The 17,372-nt window shown below is 41.2% G+C and carries 13 protein-coding genes; 4 read left to right on the top strand and 9 right to left on the bottom strand.

Annotation, left to right across the window (positions count from 1 at the left end; all coding sequences use genetic code 11):
- Positions 1 to 268: 268 nt before the first annotated feature.
- The 9 genes from secA to MKO06_RS00310 all read right to left on the bottom strand — a co-directional run bounded on the left by secA (position 269) and on the right by MKO06_RS00310 (position 12,283).
- Complete coding sequence (gene secA / locus MKO06_RS00350; protein WP_241550349.1) at positions 269 to 3,628, bottom strand: preprotein translocase subunit SecA; 3,360 nt, start codon at positions 3,626 to 3,628, stop codon at positions 269 to 271.
- A gap of 192 nt (positions 3,629 to 3,820) precedes the next feature.
- Complete coding sequence (locus MKO06_RS00345) at positions 3,821 to 4,042, bottom strand: DUF2795 domain-containing protein (protein WP_008272287.1); 222 nt, start codon at positions 4,040 to 4,042, stop codon at positions 3,821 to 3,823.
- Between the two features lie 151 nt (positions 4,043 to 4,193).
- The gene (locus tag MKO06_RS00340; protein WP_241550348.1) at positions 4,194 to 4,766 is read right to left on the bottom strand and encodes a cob(I)yrinic acid a,c-diamide adenosyltransferase; all 573 of its coding nucleotides are present in this window, start codon (positions 4,764 to 4,766) and stop codon (positions 4,194 to 4,196) included.
- A gap of 846 nt (positions 4,767 to 5,612) precedes the next feature.
- A complete protein-coding gene (locus MKO06_RS00335) occupies positions 5,613 to 5,780 on the bottom strand; it encodes a hypothetical protein (RefSeq protein ID WP_241550347.1) in 168 nt (55 codons plus the stop codon).
- Positions 5,781 to 5,909: 129 nt separating this feature from the next.
- Positions 5,910 to 6,611: an ABC transporter ATP-binding protein gene (locus tag MKO06_RS00330; RefSeq protein ID WP_241550346.1), complete on the bottom strand. Its 702-nt coding sequence runs from the start codon at positions 6,609 to 6,611 to the stop codon at positions 5,910 to 5,912.
- A gap of 1,156 nt (positions 6,612 to 7,767) precedes the next feature.
- Complete coding sequence (locus tag MKO06_RS00325; protein ID WP_241550345.1) at positions 7,768 to 8,583, bottom strand: O-methyltransferase; 816 nt, start codon at positions 8,581 to 8,583, stop codon at positions 7,768 to 7,770.
- 51 nt (positions 8,584 to 8,634) lie between these two features.
- A complete protein-coding gene (locus MKO06_RS00320; RefSeq protein WP_341849951.1) occupies positions 8,635 to 8,859 on the bottom strand; it encodes a four helix bundle protein in 225 nt (74 codons plus the stop codon).
- A gap of 271 nt (positions 8,860 to 9,130) precedes the next feature.
- Complete coding sequence (locus tag MKO06_RS00315; RefSeq protein ID WP_241550344.1) at positions 9,131 to 10,996, bottom strand: ABC-F family ATP-binding cassette domain-containing protein; 1,866 nt, start codon at positions 10,994 to 10,996, stop codon at positions 9,131 to 9,133.
- Positions 10,997 to 12,067: 1,071 nt separating this feature from the next.
- Complete coding sequence (locus MKO06_RS00310; RefSeq protein ID WP_241550343.1) at positions 12,068 to 12,283, bottom strand: hypothetical protein; 216 nt, start codon at positions 12,281 to 12,283, stop codon at positions 12,068 to 12,070.
- A gap of 83 nt (positions 12,284 to 12,366) precedes the next feature.
- Here MKO06_RS00310 and MKO06_RS00305 point away from each other — a divergent pair, with 83 nt between their 5' ends.
- From MKO06_RS00305 to MKO06_RS00290, 4 genes are all read left to right on the top strand, one after another.
- Positions 12,367 to 13,155, top strand: a complete 789-nt coding sequence (locus tag MKO06_RS00305) for a polysaccharide biosynthesis/export family protein (protein WP_241550342.1) — start codon at positions 12,367 to 12,369, stop codon at positions 13,153 to 13,155.
- Positions 13,155 to 15,623, top strand: coding sequence for a polysaccharide biosynthesis tyrosine autokinase (locus MKO06_RS00300; protein WP_241550341.1), 2,469 nt, complete (start codon positions 13,155 to 13,157; stop codon positions 15,621 to 15,623). The genes MKO06_RS00305 and MKO06_RS00300 overlap by 1 nt, the downstream gene beginning before the upstream one ends.
- Before the next feature lies 1 nt (position 15,624).
- Positions 15,625 to 16,485, top strand: coding sequence for an ABC transporter permease (locus MKO06_RS00295; RefSeq protein ID WP_241550340.1), 861 nt, complete (start codon positions 15,625 to 15,627; stop codon positions 16,483 to 16,485).
- A gap of 67 nt (positions 16,486 to 16,552) precedes the next feature.
- Complete coding sequence (locus MKO06_RS00290; protein WP_241550339.1) at positions 16,553 to 17,371, top strand: polysaccharide pyruvyl transferase family protein; 819 nt, start codon at positions 16,553 to 16,555, stop codon at positions 17,369 to 17,371.
- Position 17,372 lies beyond the last annotated feature (1 nt).

Raw genomic sequence — 17,372 nt, 5'->3', positions numbered from 1 at the left:
CGTTTTGAAAAATGATAAATCTTATCATGTCGGATAATATCCGATCTGGTGCAAAGTAATATTTTGTAAATCTGAATAAATCTAAGAAGGGGATTGCCCCTTCGACAGGCTCAGGGAAGCAGTCCTAGTTGGGTTTTACTTCAACGAACTGTTCGGGATGGCTGAAAAATCTTGTCGCACTGAGCCTGTCGAAGTGCGTATTATATCAAAAAATCCCGAAGCAAAGCTCCGGGATTTTTGGTTCTATCTAACTTCAAAAGTCTAACCTCTATTCATCTACCAGCACCCAGTCTCCTTTGTCCAGTAGCGGAATAGCCTGTTTGTATTTCATGCTTTTGTTCTCACCGCTCATCACGTTCTTGATGGTCACTTTATCGTTTCTTCCGATCTTCGGTTTGTCTCTTACGATAGTTTCCACTTTTTCCTGCTGACGCGGCTGGGTGTTTCCGGCAGCCCTGCTTTGAGCAGCTCTTTCGTCCATATTAGGAATTTCTTCCTTCTTGGTTTCGATCTTTTCCTTCTGCTTAACCTGTCGGGCTTCGTGGATACTTGGTGCGCCAGCTGAAGGGATCTCTCCCTTGAAGAGGAAGGAAATCACATCACGGTTCACATTTTCAAGCATAGCCTTGAACAGTTCAAATGCCTCGAATTTATAAATAAGCAGCGGATCCTTCTGCTCGTGAACAGCCAGCTGAACACTTTGCTTCAACTCATCCATTTTACGTAGGTGAGTTTTCCATGCGTCGTCAATAATGGCTAAAGTAATGTTCTTTTCAAAATCCTTGATAAGCTGTTTACCTTCAGATTCGTATGCTTTCTCAAGATTGGTCACTACCTGAAGCGTCTTGGTACCATCGCTGAAAGGCACCGAGATACGTTCGAAATTGTTTCGTTCATCTTCATGAACCTGCTTGATCACTGGGTAAGCCCGTTCTGCATTATTCGACATTTTTTCGTCGTAATGCTTGTAGGCAGCCTTATAGATCTCACCGGCCAGTTTTTGAGCATTCATTTTTTTGAATTCCTCTTCAGTAAAAGGAGAGCTCATGGCAAAGTTCCTGATCAGCTCGAATTCGAAATTCTTGAAATCTTCAGCAGCCTTGTTGGTCTCTACAATAGATTCTGAAATATCAAAGATCATATTGGCAAGATCCACTCGAAGTCTCTCTCCGAATAAAGCATGATATCTACGTTTGTAGATCACCTCACGCTGGGCGTTCATCACATCATCATACTCTAGGAGCCTCTTACGAACCCCAAAGTTGTTCTCTTCTACTTTCTTCTGGGCTCTTTCGATGGATTTCGAGATCATCGAGTGCTGTATCACTTCACCTTCTTCCAGCCCCATACGGTCCATCAGCTTCGCGATCCTTTCAGAACCGAACAGACGCATCAGGTTGTCTTCCAGGGAAACATAGAACTGAGAACTTCCCGGGTCACCCTGACGTCCGGCACGACCTCTCAACTGCCTGTCCACACGTCTGGAATCGTGACGTTCTGTACCAATAATGGCCAGACCGCCGGCTTCCTTTACTTCACTGCTTAGCTTAATATCGGTACCACGACCTGCCATGTTGGTGGCAATGGTCACAATGCCCGCATTACCGGCCTCAGCAACGATATCGGCCTCTTTCTTATGCAGTTTCGCGTTCAGTACATTATGCGGAACTTTTCTAAGCGTAAGCATACGGCTTAGTAATTCCGAAATCTCTACCGAAGTTGTACCGATCAACACCGGTCTTCCGGCCTGTGAAAGATCGGTCACATGATCGATCACCGCGTTGTATTTTTCTCGTTTGGTCTTATAAACCAAATCCTCCTTGTCATTTCTGGCGATAGGACGGTTAGTTGGGATCTCAACTACATCCAGTTTATAGATCTCCCAGAACTCCCCTGCTTCGGTTACCGCAGTACCGGTCATACCAGAAAGCTTGCGGTACATTCTAAAGTAATTCTGAAGGGTTACCGTTGCGAAGGTTTGGGTTGCATCCTCGATCTTCACATTTTCCTTGGCCTCGATCGCCTGGTGAAGTCCGTCGCTGTAACGACGCCCGTCCATGATACGCCCGGTTTGCTCGTCAACGATCTTCACCTTGTTGTCCATCACCACATATTCGGTGTCTTTTTCGAACAGGGTGTAGGCTTTCAGAAGCTGACGAAGGGTATGAATACGTTCACTTTTTACGCTATAATCGCGGAAAAGCTCTTCTTTCTTTTCGGCTTCTTCTTCCTTGGTAAGACCTTCCTTTTCGATCTTCGCGATCTCCATCCCGATCTCCGGCATCACGAAGAAATTTGGATCATCCTTTCCGGAAAGGTATTCAATTCCCTTATCGGTAAGGTCTATCTGGTTGGTCTTTTCATCTATGGTAAAATACAGTTCGGCATCAACCTTCGGCATTTCGCGGTTGTTGTCCTGCATGTAGTAATTCTCTGTTTTTTGAAGGAGTTGCTTAACACCTTCTTCACTCAGGAATTTGATCAGCGCTTTATTTTTTGGAAGCCCCCTGTACACTCTCAGCAACTGGAATGCACCTTCTTTAGTGTCGCCTTCCCTGATCAGTTTTTTCGCGTCGGAAAGTACCTTGGTAAGATATTTACGCTGAACTTCCACGATGTTGCCAATAGCTGGTTTCAGCTCCATGAATTCATGTGTGTCTCCTTTCGGCACCGGACCGGAAATGATAAGCGGCGTACGGGCGTCATCGATCAACACCGAATCCACCTCATCCACGATCGCGTAGTTATGCGGGCGCTGAACCAGGTCGTCTGGTGCATGCGACATATTATCTCTCAGGTAGTCAAAACCAAATTCGTTATTCGTTCCGTAGGTGATATCGGCATTATAAGCTTTTCTCCTCGCTGCCGAATTTGGCCTGTGGTAATCGATACAGTCCACACTAAGTCCATGGAATTCGAAGATTGGAGCCATCCATGCGCTGTCACGCTTGGCAAGGTAATCGTTCACCGTTACCAGGTGAACTCCGCGGCCGGTAAGGGCATTCAGGTATACCGGAAGGGTTGCCACAAGGGTTTTACCTTCACCCGTTTGCATCTCTGCGATCTTACCCTGGTGCATGGCCACACCACCAATAAGCTGAACGTCGTAATGGATCATGTCCCAGGTCACCGGTTTACCGGCTGCATCCCAGGAATTGTTCCATATTGCATATTCATCTTCAAGATTTACGTAATCCTTTTCGGCTGAAAGTTCACGGTCAAACGTGGAGGCTTTCACCTTAAGCTGGGAATTATGCACGAACCTTTTGGCGGTTTCCTTTACAACGGCGAAGGCTTCAGGAAGGATCTCGTTAAGCACGGCTTCAGAAAGTTCATAAGCCTTGTCTTTGAGGGCATCTATTTCGGCATAGATATCTTCCTTGCGGGTGATATCATCGGTCTCGTCGGCCTCTTTGTTAAGGCTCTCTATTTTATCGTTGGTCTCCTTGGTGGATTCCGCGATCTTTGCTTTGAATTCGGAAGTTTTCGCGCGAAGTTCATCCAGGCTAAGGGCTTCCATATTGGACTCCAGGGCCTTTATCTGATTCACTATAGGTTGTATTTCCTTTACATCTTTCTTTGACTTATCGCCAACGAAAACTTTTAATACAGAATCTAAAAAACTCATACTGGTTTTTTTATTTATACGGTTCTGGACTTTCGAGAAAAACCGATGTGCATATCAGGTAAATTTATGATATGAAATCATCTAATTATCTCAAAATAAAAGTCCTGAACATTTTATTTAAGGGGTTCAAATTTAATCAAAAAAAAAGCCTCATGACTGAGACTTTTCCCTATTTTTTGTGTGCTGTTCAATTTAATATTCGTCCTCATTCCAGAGGTAATCCTCATCGGTTGGATAATCTGGCCAGATTTCCTCAATAGAATCATAAGAGTCTCCCTCGTCTTCAATGGCCTGTAGATTTTCAACAACCTCAAGCGGAGCTCCGGTTCTAATTGCGTAGTCTATTAACTCGTCTTTTGTGGCCGGCCATGGGGCGTCGCTTAAGTAGGAAGCTAATTCTAATGTCCAATACATTGATTAATCGGGTTTTAAATTTTGGCAAAAATAATTTTTTTGCCGTAATAGCCAAGAAAAAAATCTATTATTTATACAATAATAATAAGAACGTAACAATTTTTTTAATCCCCTGCAATTTTTACAAGGAATTTTTTAAAACAGAAGAAAATCAGGATTTTTTTGGGACCCATTGAATCTCTTCTGCTTGTAGTTGTTTAGACAACATCCGTGCCAGCACAAAAAGCCAGTCCGAAAGTCGGTTTAGGTAAACCAGAACCAGGTCGTCAAAAGCCTCAATGTCATATAAGGCGCTGGAAAGTCTTTCGGCCCTGCGGCATACGCAACGGGCTATGTGACAGAATGACACGCTTTGATGCCCGCCCGGTAATATGAAATGCGTCATTTCTGGAAGTTCCTCGTTCATTCGGTCAATGTCTTTTTCAAGGGCTTCGATATCATCCCGGGAAACTTTGGGAATGTTCAATCTGTCTTTACCATTCTTGAGTTTTGCTTTTTCAGGGTCAGTGGCCAGGATCGAACCAATGGTAAATAGTCGATCCTGTATCTTGATAAGGAATTGTTTGGTGTGTTCATCAACTTCCTGGTCGCGGAGGAGCCCTATATGCGAGTTGAGTTCGTCCACGGTGCCGTAACTTTCTATTCGAATATGATGTTTGGGGACGCGGGTGCCTCCAAAAAGGGCGGTGGTTCCTTTGTCTCCAGTTTTGGTATAGATCTTCATGATGTAGCTTTTTTGCTAAAGTACGAAGATTGGTTTAGAGTTTTGGAAGTTGTCTGTTGTCTGTTATCTGTTGTCTGTTCTGAGTTGTGTGCAGGAAGTTAGCTAAGGAGGTTAAAGCTTGGTATTCAGTTTTTTAGATTTCTCAGTTGACCCGATTGCGGCTATCCTTCGAAATGACTACCTGTAGTTTGGCTCTCGTACTTCGTACCTCTTAAATCGAACTTCAATTGTCAGTGCGATCGGCCAGGGTTGAAGAAGCAATCTCTTTAAGTCTGTAGTTGGGAGTGGTTACTTTGGTGTAGAAGAAGTTTGTTGTGTTGTATGTAAATGTCACCTCGAGTACTTCGACTTCGCTCAGTACAGGCTCAGTCGAGAGGTTAGGAGTTAAGCTAATCTATTCTTTTAATGCTTCAGCAATATCCTTTTCTTTTTCCCTTGATGAATCCTTCGGCTGCGCTCAGGAGAAACAAAAAGGACCTGGCTTACGAAAATTGATCTGAATTTTTCGTTTGCCTCCTAAATTTCAGAAACTCCTCCGCCATAGGCGGACTCAGACAGCCTGAAATTTTACGGAGCCTTCTCGTCAAATTCTACGGTCAATTTTCGATAGGCCAATTTTTTCTGACAGAAAATTAAATGGAATTAAATTCACCCGTAGAATTATCTCCTCGATTTATAAGGTAGGGAAGGTTCGCTTTGAAACTTTTTAGTAAAATTATAGCAGGTGTTTTTCAAAGACATAATCAAATTTTTAACTTCTGCTTACTGAAGACTGCTTACTGAAGACTGCTTACTGAAGACTGCTTACTGAAGACTGCTTACTGAAAACTGCCTACTGAAAACTGCCTACTGATTACTATTCTCGTGTTTCTTTTCGAAATAGCGTTTTCTGAAATTACGGTTCTTGCGGTTTTTACGAAGTTTTTTTGTCCTTCTGGAATTCCAAAGGAAATATGCCAGGAAGACAGCGATAATTAGAAGATAAATCCAGGTTTCCTGGTCTATATCGAACATTTTGTGGCGATTAATGAATACAAGATAGGAAAGAATCTGAAAAGTTCAAAAAAGCTATAAATTCCGAATTTAAAATTCAGTATTCAAAATTTATTATTCAGCCTAAAGCCAACCGCCTACTGAAAACTTTTACTGCAGACTGCCAACCGCTTTCCGTTCATCGCTTTCTACAATTCCGTCTTTGAGTCGGATGACCCTATGCGCATGCATGGCGATATCTTCTTCGTGGGTAACCAGGATAACCGTGTTGCCGTTCGCATGGATCTCGTCAAAAAGGTTCATGATCTCTACCGAGGTTTTCGAGTCCAGGTTACCTGTTGGCTCATCGGCAAGAATAATAGAAGGTTTGTTAACCAGTGCGCGACCTACGGCCACCCTTTGACGCTGACCTCCGGAAAGTTGATTGGGTTTGTGGTCCATTCGATCTCCCAGTCCAACGCTTTGAAGCACTTCCTTAGCTCTTTCCACGCGCTCGCTTTTGGAGGCTCCGGCGTAAACCATAGGTAAAGCTACATTGTCCAGTGCGGTGGTTCTTGGGAGCAGGTTAAAGGTTTGAAATACAAATCCGATCTCCTTGTTTCGGATCTCAGCCAGTTCATCATCGCTCATCTGGCTAACGTCCTTTCCGTTGAGGATATATGTCCCGGAAGTAGGAGTGTCGAGACAGCCCAATAGGTTCATCAGCGTAGATTTTCCAGAACCTGAAGGGCCCATAAAAGCAACGTATTCGCCTCTCTCGATCTCAAGGTCGATTCCTTTAAGAACTTTTACTACTTCCTGTCCCAGTGGAAAATCCCTGGTGATCTTGCTGATCTCGATTACTTTGCTCATGCAGATGAAATTTACAGTGGTATGACGTGATTCTTTTCGATTTGTTACAAATTTAATCAGAACATCTTCTCTAGGCTAATTGGTAGTATGCTTGTTCATTTTTTTGCTTGTCCAAAAAAACGAACCAAAAAAAGGACACTTTTTTGTAGGTGTTTCCAATTTTGCTAACGCGAAATTGGAACCGTATTTCCCTGGCTAAATATTCTCCAGGGTTTCGAAATTTTTTACGCCATGAAAATACTACACTTGCAAAAAAGATAAACTTTTCAAATAGGGCATTCATAAATAATTTCAGTTCGAATGTCACCTCGAGTACTTCGACTTCGCTCAGTACAGGCTGTCGAGAGGTAAAGTCTGGAAATGGGAAAATCGACTCAGATGACAGTAATGTTCATTTTTTTGCTTGTCCAAAAAAAAGAACCAAAAAAAGGACACTTTTTTGTAGGTGTTTCCAATTTTGCTAAGGCGAAATTGGAACCGGATTTCCTCGGCTAAATTTTCTCCAGGGCTTCGAAAATTTTTAACGCCGTGAAAATCCTACACTTGCAAAAAAGCTAAATTTTCTAAGAAAAATTTTCCTTAATAATTTTAAGGTTGAATGTCCCCTCTAGTACTTCGACTTCGCTCAGTACAGGCTCAGTCGAAAGGTCTATATTAGAATTGACAATGGACAATGGATAATTGGGAAATGGCAATGATGTGTTGGGATGTTGTTTATTGTTGGTTGCGGATCATTGAGACCGGCAAATCGGTTATGTTTGATTCGTTTTAGGTTTGTAGTTTGTTTGTATGTCATTGCGATCCGCCAGAGGTGGAGAAGTAATTTCTGAGAAGAAGTTAGCAAATATTATAATTGAATATTTCCGACCAACGTACTGTCACCTCGAGTACTTCAGCTTCGCTCAGCACAAGCTGAGTCGAGAGGTAAAGATTAAGGATTAAAAAAAGTCAAGATTTGTTTATCAATTTTTTTCTTGTCCAAATACTGAAGACAGATCTAGGTTTCTCTTCTTTTTCTTTTTCCTTGATGAATCCTTCGACTCCGCTCAGGAGAAACAAAAAATCAAGGCTCACGAAAATTGGTCTGAATTTCTAAGAGACTGCTTCAGTCGTTTCACTTCTTCGCAGTGACAATACCATCGGTGTGTGTTAAAGTTTAAACTCGGATCTTAAAATGCTGCCTGGCCTGCTCTTTTCTGAAAAAAACAAGTCCCCACTGGTAGGTGTCAATAGTTACCCGTACTTCGGGATGTTTTTTTATGATCTCCCATGCTTCTTCCATTTCCGGAGACCAATGAATGTCATCAAAAATAAAGACGGAATCATTGTGGGCTGTTGGCAGGAGTTTTTCGAAGTACTCAAGTGTGGCTTCTTTCTGGTGGTTGCCGTCGAAATAGACCAGGTCGAATTTTTTAGTTTTGGGGTCGGCGTTCGGAGTTCGGAGTTTTTCTTTTTCTGTTAAAATTACCTGAGAAATAGCCTTATTGAAATTGGCATTTATTAGCCTGATATTCTTAAGATCGAACTTCTTAAACTGTTCCTGCGCTTTCTTAGCTATTTCAGGACATCCTTCTATGGTGATGAGATTCAGACCAGAATTAGCCGCCATGGCAGCTGAAGCAATTCCCAGGGAGGTACCCAATTCCAAAGCATTCCTAACCTGAAGATATTTACATATCCTGAATAATAATTTTGCCCGATGTAAAGTAGTGCCTGCATTTTTGGCAATGGAAAAAACAGGTCTGTCATTTGATTTAAAAACCCGGCTGCCCGCTCCAAAATCGGTTATTTTAATTATTTCCCGATTCCGCAACAGATCATTCCGGTACTCCCTGATCAGGTTATAGTCCGAATGCTTTGTTTTATCATAAAAACATTTCGTCACCAGGTCATACACAAAAGGGGAGTGGAGGCCGTGTTGGTTTTGGCTTTGGTATAGGAATTTGAGATAAGATTTTAATTCGATTAACACGGTTGTCTGTTGTGAGTTATGGGTTGTCTGTTTCTGTCCTAAGGCGCAAATCTATTTCCAGTCTTTTTCCACGTACCTGATAAATGAATTTATTTTAGCTCCCAGAATATCATAATTCTTAATGAGAGATTTTACTTCTTGTATTTCATATAATTTGTTGATCATTTCTAACTGAGAAATACACTCAAGTAATGAAGCATGAGCATAAATAAGGAATTTCAAAAAGTCCTGTTTGTATAATCTTCTGCCATAACCTTCCACAATATTATCTTTAATGCTTTTTGAAGATCGTCTAACCTGACTACCCTGCTCATAATAATTCGAATTTTGGCAGTTTCATGCTTAACTCATGAACTTCAATTGCATACTGAAATACCAATTTATAAATATCTAAATCTTTATAGCTTTTCATTTTGACAACTTTAGTTTCTTAACAGACAACAGACAACAGACAACAGACAACAGACAACAGACAACAGACAACAACCGACAACCAAACACCAGACATCAGGAGCCTGCCAACTGCCACTGCTTACTGCCAACTATTTTAGCCTTCTGCCTTCTCCATCAACTCAAAATACCTCATCGTCTTTTCTTCAATTTCATCTTCTACTTTTTGAAGTTTCACGGAGGTTTCATTGATCTCATCGCCGCTCAGTTCTTTCAGGAATTCTTTTTGTATCTCCTCTTTTTTCTTTTCGAGCTGGGTGATCTCTTTTTCCAGTTTTCCGAATTCCTTTTGTTCCTTGTAGGTAAGGCTGGAACCTGTTGAGTCGTCGCGCCAGGTGTTTTCCTTAACTTTCTTTTCTACAGGCTTGGTTTCCGTAGCGCTTTTGCTTTCGGAATATTCGCGGTAATCGGTATAGTTTCCGGGGAAGTCGGTAACGGCACCCTGGCCTTCGAAGACAAATAGGTGATCGGTGATCTTGTCCATAAAGTAACGGTCGTGGGAAACTACGATGATACAGCCCGGAAAGTCGAGCAGGAAATTTTCCAGCACGTTCAGGGTAAGTACATCCAGGTCGTTGGTAGGCTCATCCAGAATAAGAAAGTTGGGATTCTGGATCAGGACGGTGCACAGGTAAAGCCGTTTCTTTTCACCCCCGCTCAGTTTTTCCACGAAATCGTATTGCTTTTTGCGGTCGAATAGGAAGCGTTCAAGCAGCTGTTCCGCCGAGATCTGTCGGCCTTTTTTTAATGGAATATAATCCCCGAATTCCCTGATGACCTCGATCACCTTTTGTCCGGGTTTGATCTTTATGCCTTTCTGTGTGTAATACCCGAATTTCACGGTTTCGCCCACCACGATCTTGCCGGTATCGGGCTCCAGGTTTCCGGTAAGCATATTGAGGAAAGTGGATTTTCCCGTTCCGTTCTTCCCGATGATCCCAAGGCGTTCACCTTTTTTAAAGGTATAGCTGAAATTCTGCAACAGCTGCTTGCCACCCAGCTCCTTGGAGATATTGTGCAGTTCCACAATCTTGCTTCCCAGTCGCTCCATATTCAATTCCAGCTGAACTTTGTGGTCCTGCCTGCGCTGACTCGCCCTGTGTTTGATCTCGTGGAAATCATCGATTCGCGATTTGGATTTGGTGGTACGTGCCTTGGGCTGCCTGCGCATCCAATTAAGTTCCTTTTTATAGAGTTGCTGTGCTTTGTCGGTATTGGTCTGTTCCAGCTGGTGGCGCTCTTCTTTTTTATCCAGGTAATAGGAATAATTGCCTTTGTAGGTATAGAGTTTTCCGTCTTCCAGTTCGATGATCTCGTTACACACCCGCTCCAGGAAATAGCGGTCGTGGGTGACCATGAAAATGGTGAAATCCTGTTTGCGGAAATATTCCTCCAGCCACTCGATCATATCCAGGTCCAGGTGATTGGTAGGTTCATCAAGAATGATAAAGTCTGGTTTTTTTAGCAACATTCTCGCCAGCGCCAGCCTTTTCTTCTGCCCTCCGGAAAGATTTTTGACGACGGCCTGCAGGTCTTCCAGGTTTAATTTATAGAGGATCTGTTTGAATTCGGTTTCGAAATCCCAGGCATTGGCAGCCTCCATGGCATCCATGGCTTTTTGAAGTGCATCGGCATCTTCGGGATTCAGCAGTGCTTTTTCGTATTGCTCTACGATCTTGAGGGTTGGGTTCTCACTGGAAAAGATGCTTTGCTCAATACTGAGTTCAGGATCCAGTTCCGGTTCCTGGGAAAGAAACGCCACCCTGATATCATTACGGTATATCACCTGGCCTTCATCGGGCGTGTCGGTTCCCGCAAGGATATTAAGCAGACTCGTCTTGCCGGTTCCGTTCTTGGCGACGAATCCAACCTTCTGATCCTTATTGATCCCAAAACTGATATCCCTGAAAAGTATTCGTTCGCCGTATGATTTGGCAATATTTTCAACTGAAAGGTAATTCATAATTTAGTTTGTAGTCTGGAATTCGTAGTTCGGAGACAAAAGTACGAAGTAAGAATTGACATTTAGCAATTGACAATTGATAATGGATAATTGACAATGAAAGTTGTCGGTTGTGGGTTGTCGGTTGTCTAAAGCTGGTTGTCTGTTGTCCGTTCTCTGTTTGGATTGGTAAGTTTTTCTACAATTGACTGAGCCTGTGGAAGTATAAATTCCTTAAATGCCTAATGTCTAATGTCTAAAGTCTAATGTCATTGCCCTGTATTCTGTTCTGCGTTGTGGGTTGTCTGTTTAAGGTTGTAGTTCAAATGTCACCTCGAGCACTTTGGTTCCGCTAAATACAGTCTGCATCGAGAAGTCTATGTTAAAATTGATAATTGAGAATTGACAATTCTGATAGTCGTCTATATCTCTTTTTTGTTGTTGGCTGACTTTTATTCGTTTTTCCCATGCCATGCTGAGCCTGTCGAAGCATAGGCGTACTTTATTATCTAGTGGAAGAATTTTGATTCTGGGAATCTGAAGCCCCCGAAGAATCTTGGCAGCATTACGAATGTAAGCCGTTTTCCCCGTCACCCTGAATTATTTCATGGTCTTTGCACGAAAAGTTATGGAATTCACAGTCGTCCTGTAAGGACTAGTTCATATTTGGTATTTCTAAAATCTAACTTCAAACGTCATCTCGAGTACTTCGGCTTCGCTCAGTACAGGCTCAGTCGAGAGGTTTATATTTCAAGAACCATGACTGATTGAGATTTCTTAGTCGTCCTGAAGGATTACCTCTAAAGTTGGAGAAGTCATCTCTTGCAACGACAAATTTTTGCGTAACTATCTGATGAGTTCTATTAGGACCGGAATTTAGCAGAAGAATTATATTAATCCTTTCTTTTTCCTTGATGAAAAAGAAACAAAAAATCAAGGCTTACGAAAGTTGCTCTGAATCTTTCGTTTGACTCCTAAATTTCAGGAACTCGTCCACTTGTGGTGGACTCCAACAGCCTGAAATTTCACGGAGTCTTCACTTTAAATTCTACGAGCAACTTTCGATAGGCCAAAAAAATCCTCCAATGTTCCCTAAACCCTAAACCCTAAATTTAAAATTTTGAACTTTAAATTTTCAATTAATAACTTCCCTCTTCCCTCTTCCCTCTTCCCACTTCCCACTTCCCACTTCCCACTTCCCACTTCCCACTTCCCACTTCCCACTTCCCACTTCCCACTTCCCACTTCCCACTTCCCACTTCCCACCTCGTACTTCGTACTTCGTAATTCCCTCTCTCCACTTTCCATTACCCCGGCGAATCATAAAACTCATTGATAATTTTATTATTAGCCCGTAAAAACTATATTTGTTAAAACTATGTGAAGCCCCTATGAGTTACAGATCTATATTGCTTTTACTGGGTTTGTTTTTATGCCTTACCTCCTGTTTATCAACCAAACGCATTTCTTATTTACAGGAACACGAAAAGGAGGTAGATAGCATCATCCAGGTTCAGCAATTAAAAAAGCCTTATCGAATACAGATAGGGGACCTGTTAAGCATCAGGGTTAAGGCCCTGGACCAGGAGCTGGTAGGGATGTTTAACCCGGTGGGAGAAGCTAATCCCACGGCAACTACTGAAGAGCGCGTTTATTTTGATGGGTTTACCGTTGACGATCACGGTAACATAAGGGTGCCGACGATGGGAGAGATTAATGTGCTTGGTTTCACTGAAGAAGAAATTCGAAAGAAAATAGAAGAAAAATTACTGGAAGACTATTTCAGGGAGGAAGCAAATATATTCGTTACCGTGAAATTGGCAGGAATACGATATACCACCCTGGGAGAAATAGGCCAGGGAAGCCAGGTGGTTTATAAGGAGCAGGTCACTATTATGGAAGCGATTGCGAATGCAGGAGGGATTACTGATTTTGGTGATCGTGAAAATGTACAGATCATTCGGCAATATCCACAGGGAGAAGAGGTGCACGTCGTAGATGTAACCGATATCGACATCATGAAAAGTCCTTATTATTATATCCAGCCTAACGATATGATCGTTGTGAATCCCCTTCCAAGAAAAACTTTAGGATTTGGAACCACTGGATTGGAAGTTTTCAGAACCGTTACAAGTCTTATCACTTTAGCAACTTCGATTTACTTTATTACAACAAGATAATGGCGCATGAAGATGATCACATATCCGATGTAGGTTCCACCTTTGACTTTAAGGGTTTTATCCTGAAAGTTATCAGTTACTGGAAGCTTATATTGCTTTCCGTAGGGATCAGCCTGGCAGTTGCTTACTATAATAATGTGCGGAAACTTCCGGTTTACCGCTTGGGAAACCAGATCTCTATCAAAGACGATCAAAACCCATTTTTTACCTCCACAACCAGTTTAACTTTTAACTGGGGTGGTACTTCAGACAAGGTAAATACGGCCATGACCATACTTCGGTCACGATCCCATAATGAGGAAGTAGTTGAAAAACTTCAGTTCTATATCAATTATCTCGCCCAGGGGGAATACCAAAGAGTGGATGTTTATGGACAAACCCCTTTTCATATTATTGCGGATACCAATGCTTACCAGGCTAATAATGTGACGATGAAGATCAGGGTACTTGATGATGAAAAGTTTAACATCGAGGCTGACGTTCCAGAAAATCTTTACAGGACGAATTATAAGACCAAAGAAACTGATACGCGTAGGACGGAAGATGGAGAATTCAGTCGTAATTATCGATTTGGTGAGCATGTTGTACTTCCTTTTTTCTCAGGTTATGTTGTAAGGACCGAAATTGGATCCCCGAGTGAGAAACCATATTATATAAGCTTTTTACCATTCAATTCTGCTGTGGGCAGATATCGTAATGTAGCGATCAATCCGGAATCCCAGGGTTCATCTGTTTTAAACTTAAGTCAGACGGGTTTAAACAAGGCTCGTATAGTTGATTATCTAAATGGATCGGTAGCGGTTTTAAGTGAAAATATGCTGGAACGCAAAAACCTTTTTGCAACCAAGACTATACGGTTTATAGATAGTACACTTGCAGTTCAAGCAGAACAACTGAAAGCGGTTGAAGCTGAACTTAATGACTTCAGAAATAAAAACTCCATTCTTGATATTACCAACGAAAGTAGTCAATTGTCCAGTCAACTTTCCAACCTCGACATAAGTAAGGAGGATATAAGAAGGCAGCTGGCTTATTATAATAACCTGGAGACATATCTTGTAACCCGCGACGATTACTCAGAAGTGCCTGCACCCTCGGTAGCTGGAATCACTGAGGGAAGTATAGCCACCGGTGTTTCCAAGATCATTCAGCTGGCTGAAGAGCGAAGGAATTATCAATATACACTTAAAGAAAATTCACCCGTTTTTGCCGATATCGACCGGCAAATCAATTCAGTTAAATCTATCCTTCTAGAAAACATCAACTCTTCCAAGGGTTTATTGAGATCTGAATTAAACGATTTGAATCGTAAGATCGCGCAACTGGAAGCTGAGGTCAATAAATTACCCCAGGAAGAACAGGACCTTTTAAAGATACAGCGTAAATATGCGATCAACGAACGTACCTATAATATGTTCCTGGAGAAGAGAAGCGAAGCTGGGCTGGTGAAAGCGGCCAATGTAAGTGATGTGATGGTGATTGATAAGGCCAAAGATACCGGAGGAGGGCAAATAGGACCTGATACCCAGTTGAACTATGTTATGGCAGTAATGGTAGGAGGACTTATTCCATTGACTTTTGTCTTTCTTCTGGTATTCTTAAATACCAATATCCATAACGCACAGGAGATTACAAGATTATCGCCAATTCCGATCTTAGGCCTTATCGGAAGAAATAAATCTGATACAAACCTGGCAGTTTTCGAAAATCCTAAATCTTCAATTGCTGAAGGCTTCAGGGGTTTGAGATCGAGTCTTCAATTTATGTATAAACGTCAAGGGGTGAAAGGAGCTAAAACAGTATTGATCACTTCCTCGGTTTCTGGGGAAGGGAAAACCTTTTGCGCGATGAACCTTGCAACAGTATTCGCTTTAAGTGAGAAGAAAACAGTATTGGTGGGAGTTGACCTTCGTAAGCCCAAGATCTTTGATGATTTTCACCTGAATAATGACCTCGGTATTGTTAATTATCTAATTGACCAGTCAAGTGCGGATGAGATAATTCAGGGAAGCAAGATTCCATATCTGGACGTTATAACTTCTGGGCCGGTACCACCCAATCCATCTGAGTTATTGATGACAGAAAAGATGGATGAATTGATGGCGCGGTTGAAAGAGGAATATGACTATATCATTTTGGATACCCCACCGGTTGGAATGGTTGCCGATGCGCTGAATCTGGTAAAATATGCTGACGCAACCTTATACCTGGTAAGACAGGATTATTCGAAACGCGGTATGCTGGAAACCATCAATGAAAAATATAATAAGCAGGAGGTAAAGAATATCAGTTTCGTTCTAAACCACTTTGTACACCGGGCTAAGTACGGTTATGGTTATGGTTATGGTTATGGCTATGGTTATGGTTATGGTTATAACCGCTATGCAAAAGGCTACTATGGTGCTGCACCTACCCGATTACATCAATTAAAAATGTCCTGGAGAAAATTTATGAGGAATTTTGAATAAGATGAAGGAGGCAAATAATGAGTGGTTATACGAAATAACTCCCAAACGAAAACTTATAGATCTTAATTTCAAGGAAATATGGCGATATAGGGATCTCTTATTTTTATTTGTTAAGCGTAATATTGTTACGGTCTACAAGCAGACAATTCTAGGACCTCTTTGGTATTTTATTCAACCCATATTTACGGCGATAACTTTTACTCTTGTCTTTAATAATATAGCCAATATTCCTACTGGAGATGTTCCACCATTTTTATTTAATTTAACGGGTATAACAGCTTGGAATTATTTTAGTCAATGTCTTACGGGGACCTCGGATACTTTTCGGGTAAATGCAGGAATTTTTGGGAAGGTGTATTTTCCCAGGGTAATAATGCCCTTGGCTACGGTTATTACTAACCTATTTAAATTCGGAATACAAATAGGTGTTTTATCAGTTGTATATATTATTGTACTCTGGAATGGAGTTAAAATAAGTCCGAATATTAATATTCTTTTGTTTCCTATATATATTGTTATGATGGCCTTATTTGGCTTAGGGGCTGGAATGATTATCTCCGCTTTTACAACAAAATACAGAGATCTATCAGTATTGGTAGGATTTGCCACCTCTTTGTTAGTTTATTTCTCAGCGGTGCCTTATCCTCTAAGTGAAGTTTCAGATAAAATGCCTGATTGGGATTGGGTAGTCAAATTTAATCCATTAACTCAAATTATTGAAGGATTTAGGTATATGATCCTCAATACCGGCATATTCTCTTGGCCCAGTTTTTTCTATACTCTTACAGTTTCCATACTATTGTTTCTTTTTGGCCTAATAATTTTTAATAGAACTGAAAAGAATTTCATTGATACTGTATGATAAAATCATAATTTCTCATTTTCGAAATTGATATTGAATTAATTATACCATCGAAAAATATCAAAGGATGTTAAATAAAAATCAAATACCTCTTTTTTGGTGGAGTGAAACCCGATTAATGGGGAAAAAGAAAGAGAATTATGGTGATCTTCTATCGAAATATGTTGTTGAAAAAATATCCGGTAAACCTGTAGAGTGGGTTCAGCCCAAAAAAATGCCATGGTATAAAAGAAACAAAATTAATTTTTTGGCAGCGGGCAGTATCATTCATCACTGTAATTCTCATAGTACAGTTTGGGGCAGCGGTATAATAGATAGAAACCAAAAAGTAACCAATGCAATTTTTAAAGCTGTTCGAGGTCCACGAACGAGGCGGTATTTAATTGATTTAGGGTATAATTGTCCACAGGTATTTGGGGATCCTGCTCTTTTATTACCACTTTATTTTCAACCAAAAGGCCAAAAAAAATTTAGGTTTGGAATCATTCCTCATTATCATGACTACCAAAAAATTGAGGAGATTTTTCGAGATGTTGAAGGAGTAAAGGTTGTGGATTTGATGACGTTGAATACTGAAGATGTAACTGAACAGATTTTTAGTTGTGAAAAAGTTATTTCTTCTTCCTTACATGGTTTAATTGTTTCTCACGCTTATGAAATACCAGCTATTTGGGTGAAATTTTCCGAAAGGCTATTTGGAGATGGAGTCAAATTTATTGATTATTTTGAGTCTATTGGGGTAGAATATGGTTCTCCATCTGCGTGGTGTGAATTCAAGACATATGAAGAATTGGAATGTGAATTTCATAACAGAATTTCACTACCCAAAAAAGAGACGATTCTCCGTCTTCAAAAAGATTTGATAGCTTCTTGCCCTTTTTTATAAA

It is taken from the genome of Christiangramia oceanisediminis (assembly GCF_022570735.2).
GTDB classification, from domain to species: domain Bacteria; phylum Bacteroidota; class Bacteroidia; order Flavobacteriales; family Flavobacteriaceae; genus Christiangramia; species Christiangramia oceanisediminis.
Note: the sequence above shows the minus strand (reverse complement) of the source record. Positions and strands in the feature narration are given on the sequence as shown.

Coding starts and splice junctions, on each gene's coding strand:
- secA (WP_241550349.1), bottom strand. CDS start 3,628: ATGAGTTTTTTAGATTCTGTATTAAAAGTTTTCGTTGGCGATAAGTCA.
- MKO06_RS00345 (WP_008272287.1), bottom strand. CDS start 4,042: ATGTATTGGACATTAGAATTAGCTTCCTACTTAAGCGACGCCCCATGG.
- MKO06_RS00340 (WP_241550348.1), bottom strand. CDS start 4,766: ATGAAGATCTATACCAAAACTGGAGACAAAGGAACCACCGCCCTTTTT.
- MKO06_RS00335 (WP_241550347.1), bottom strand. CDS start 5,780: ATGTTCGATATAGACCAGGAAACCTGGATTTATCTTCTAATTATCGCT.
- MKO06_RS00330 (WP_241550346.1), bottom strand. CDS start 6,611: ATGAGCAAAGTAATCGAGATCAGCAAGATCACCAGGGATTTTCCACTG.
- MKO06_RS00315 (WP_241550344.1), bottom strand. CDS start 10,996: ATGAATTACCTTTCAGTTGAAAATATTGCCAAATCATACGGCGAACGA.
- MKO06_RS00310 (WP_241550343.1), bottom strand. CDS start 12,283: ATGGAAAGTGGAGAGAGGGAATTACGAAGTACGAAGTACGAGGTGGGA.
- MKO06_RS00305 (WP_241550342.1), top strand. CDS start 12,367: ATGAGTTACAGATCTATATTGCTTTTACTGGGTTTGTTTTTATGCCTT.
- MKO06_RS00300 (WP_241550341.1), top strand. CDS start 13,155: ATGGCGCATGAAGATGATCACATATCCGATGTAGGTTCCACCTTTGAC.
- MKO06_RS00295 (WP_241550340.1), top strand. CDS start 15,625: ATGAAGGAGGCAAATAATGAGTGGTTATACGAAATAACTCCCAAACGA.
- MKO06_RS00290 (WP_241550339.1), top strand. CDS start 16,553: ATGTTAAATAAAAATCAAATACCTCTTTTTTGGTGGAGTGAAACCCGA.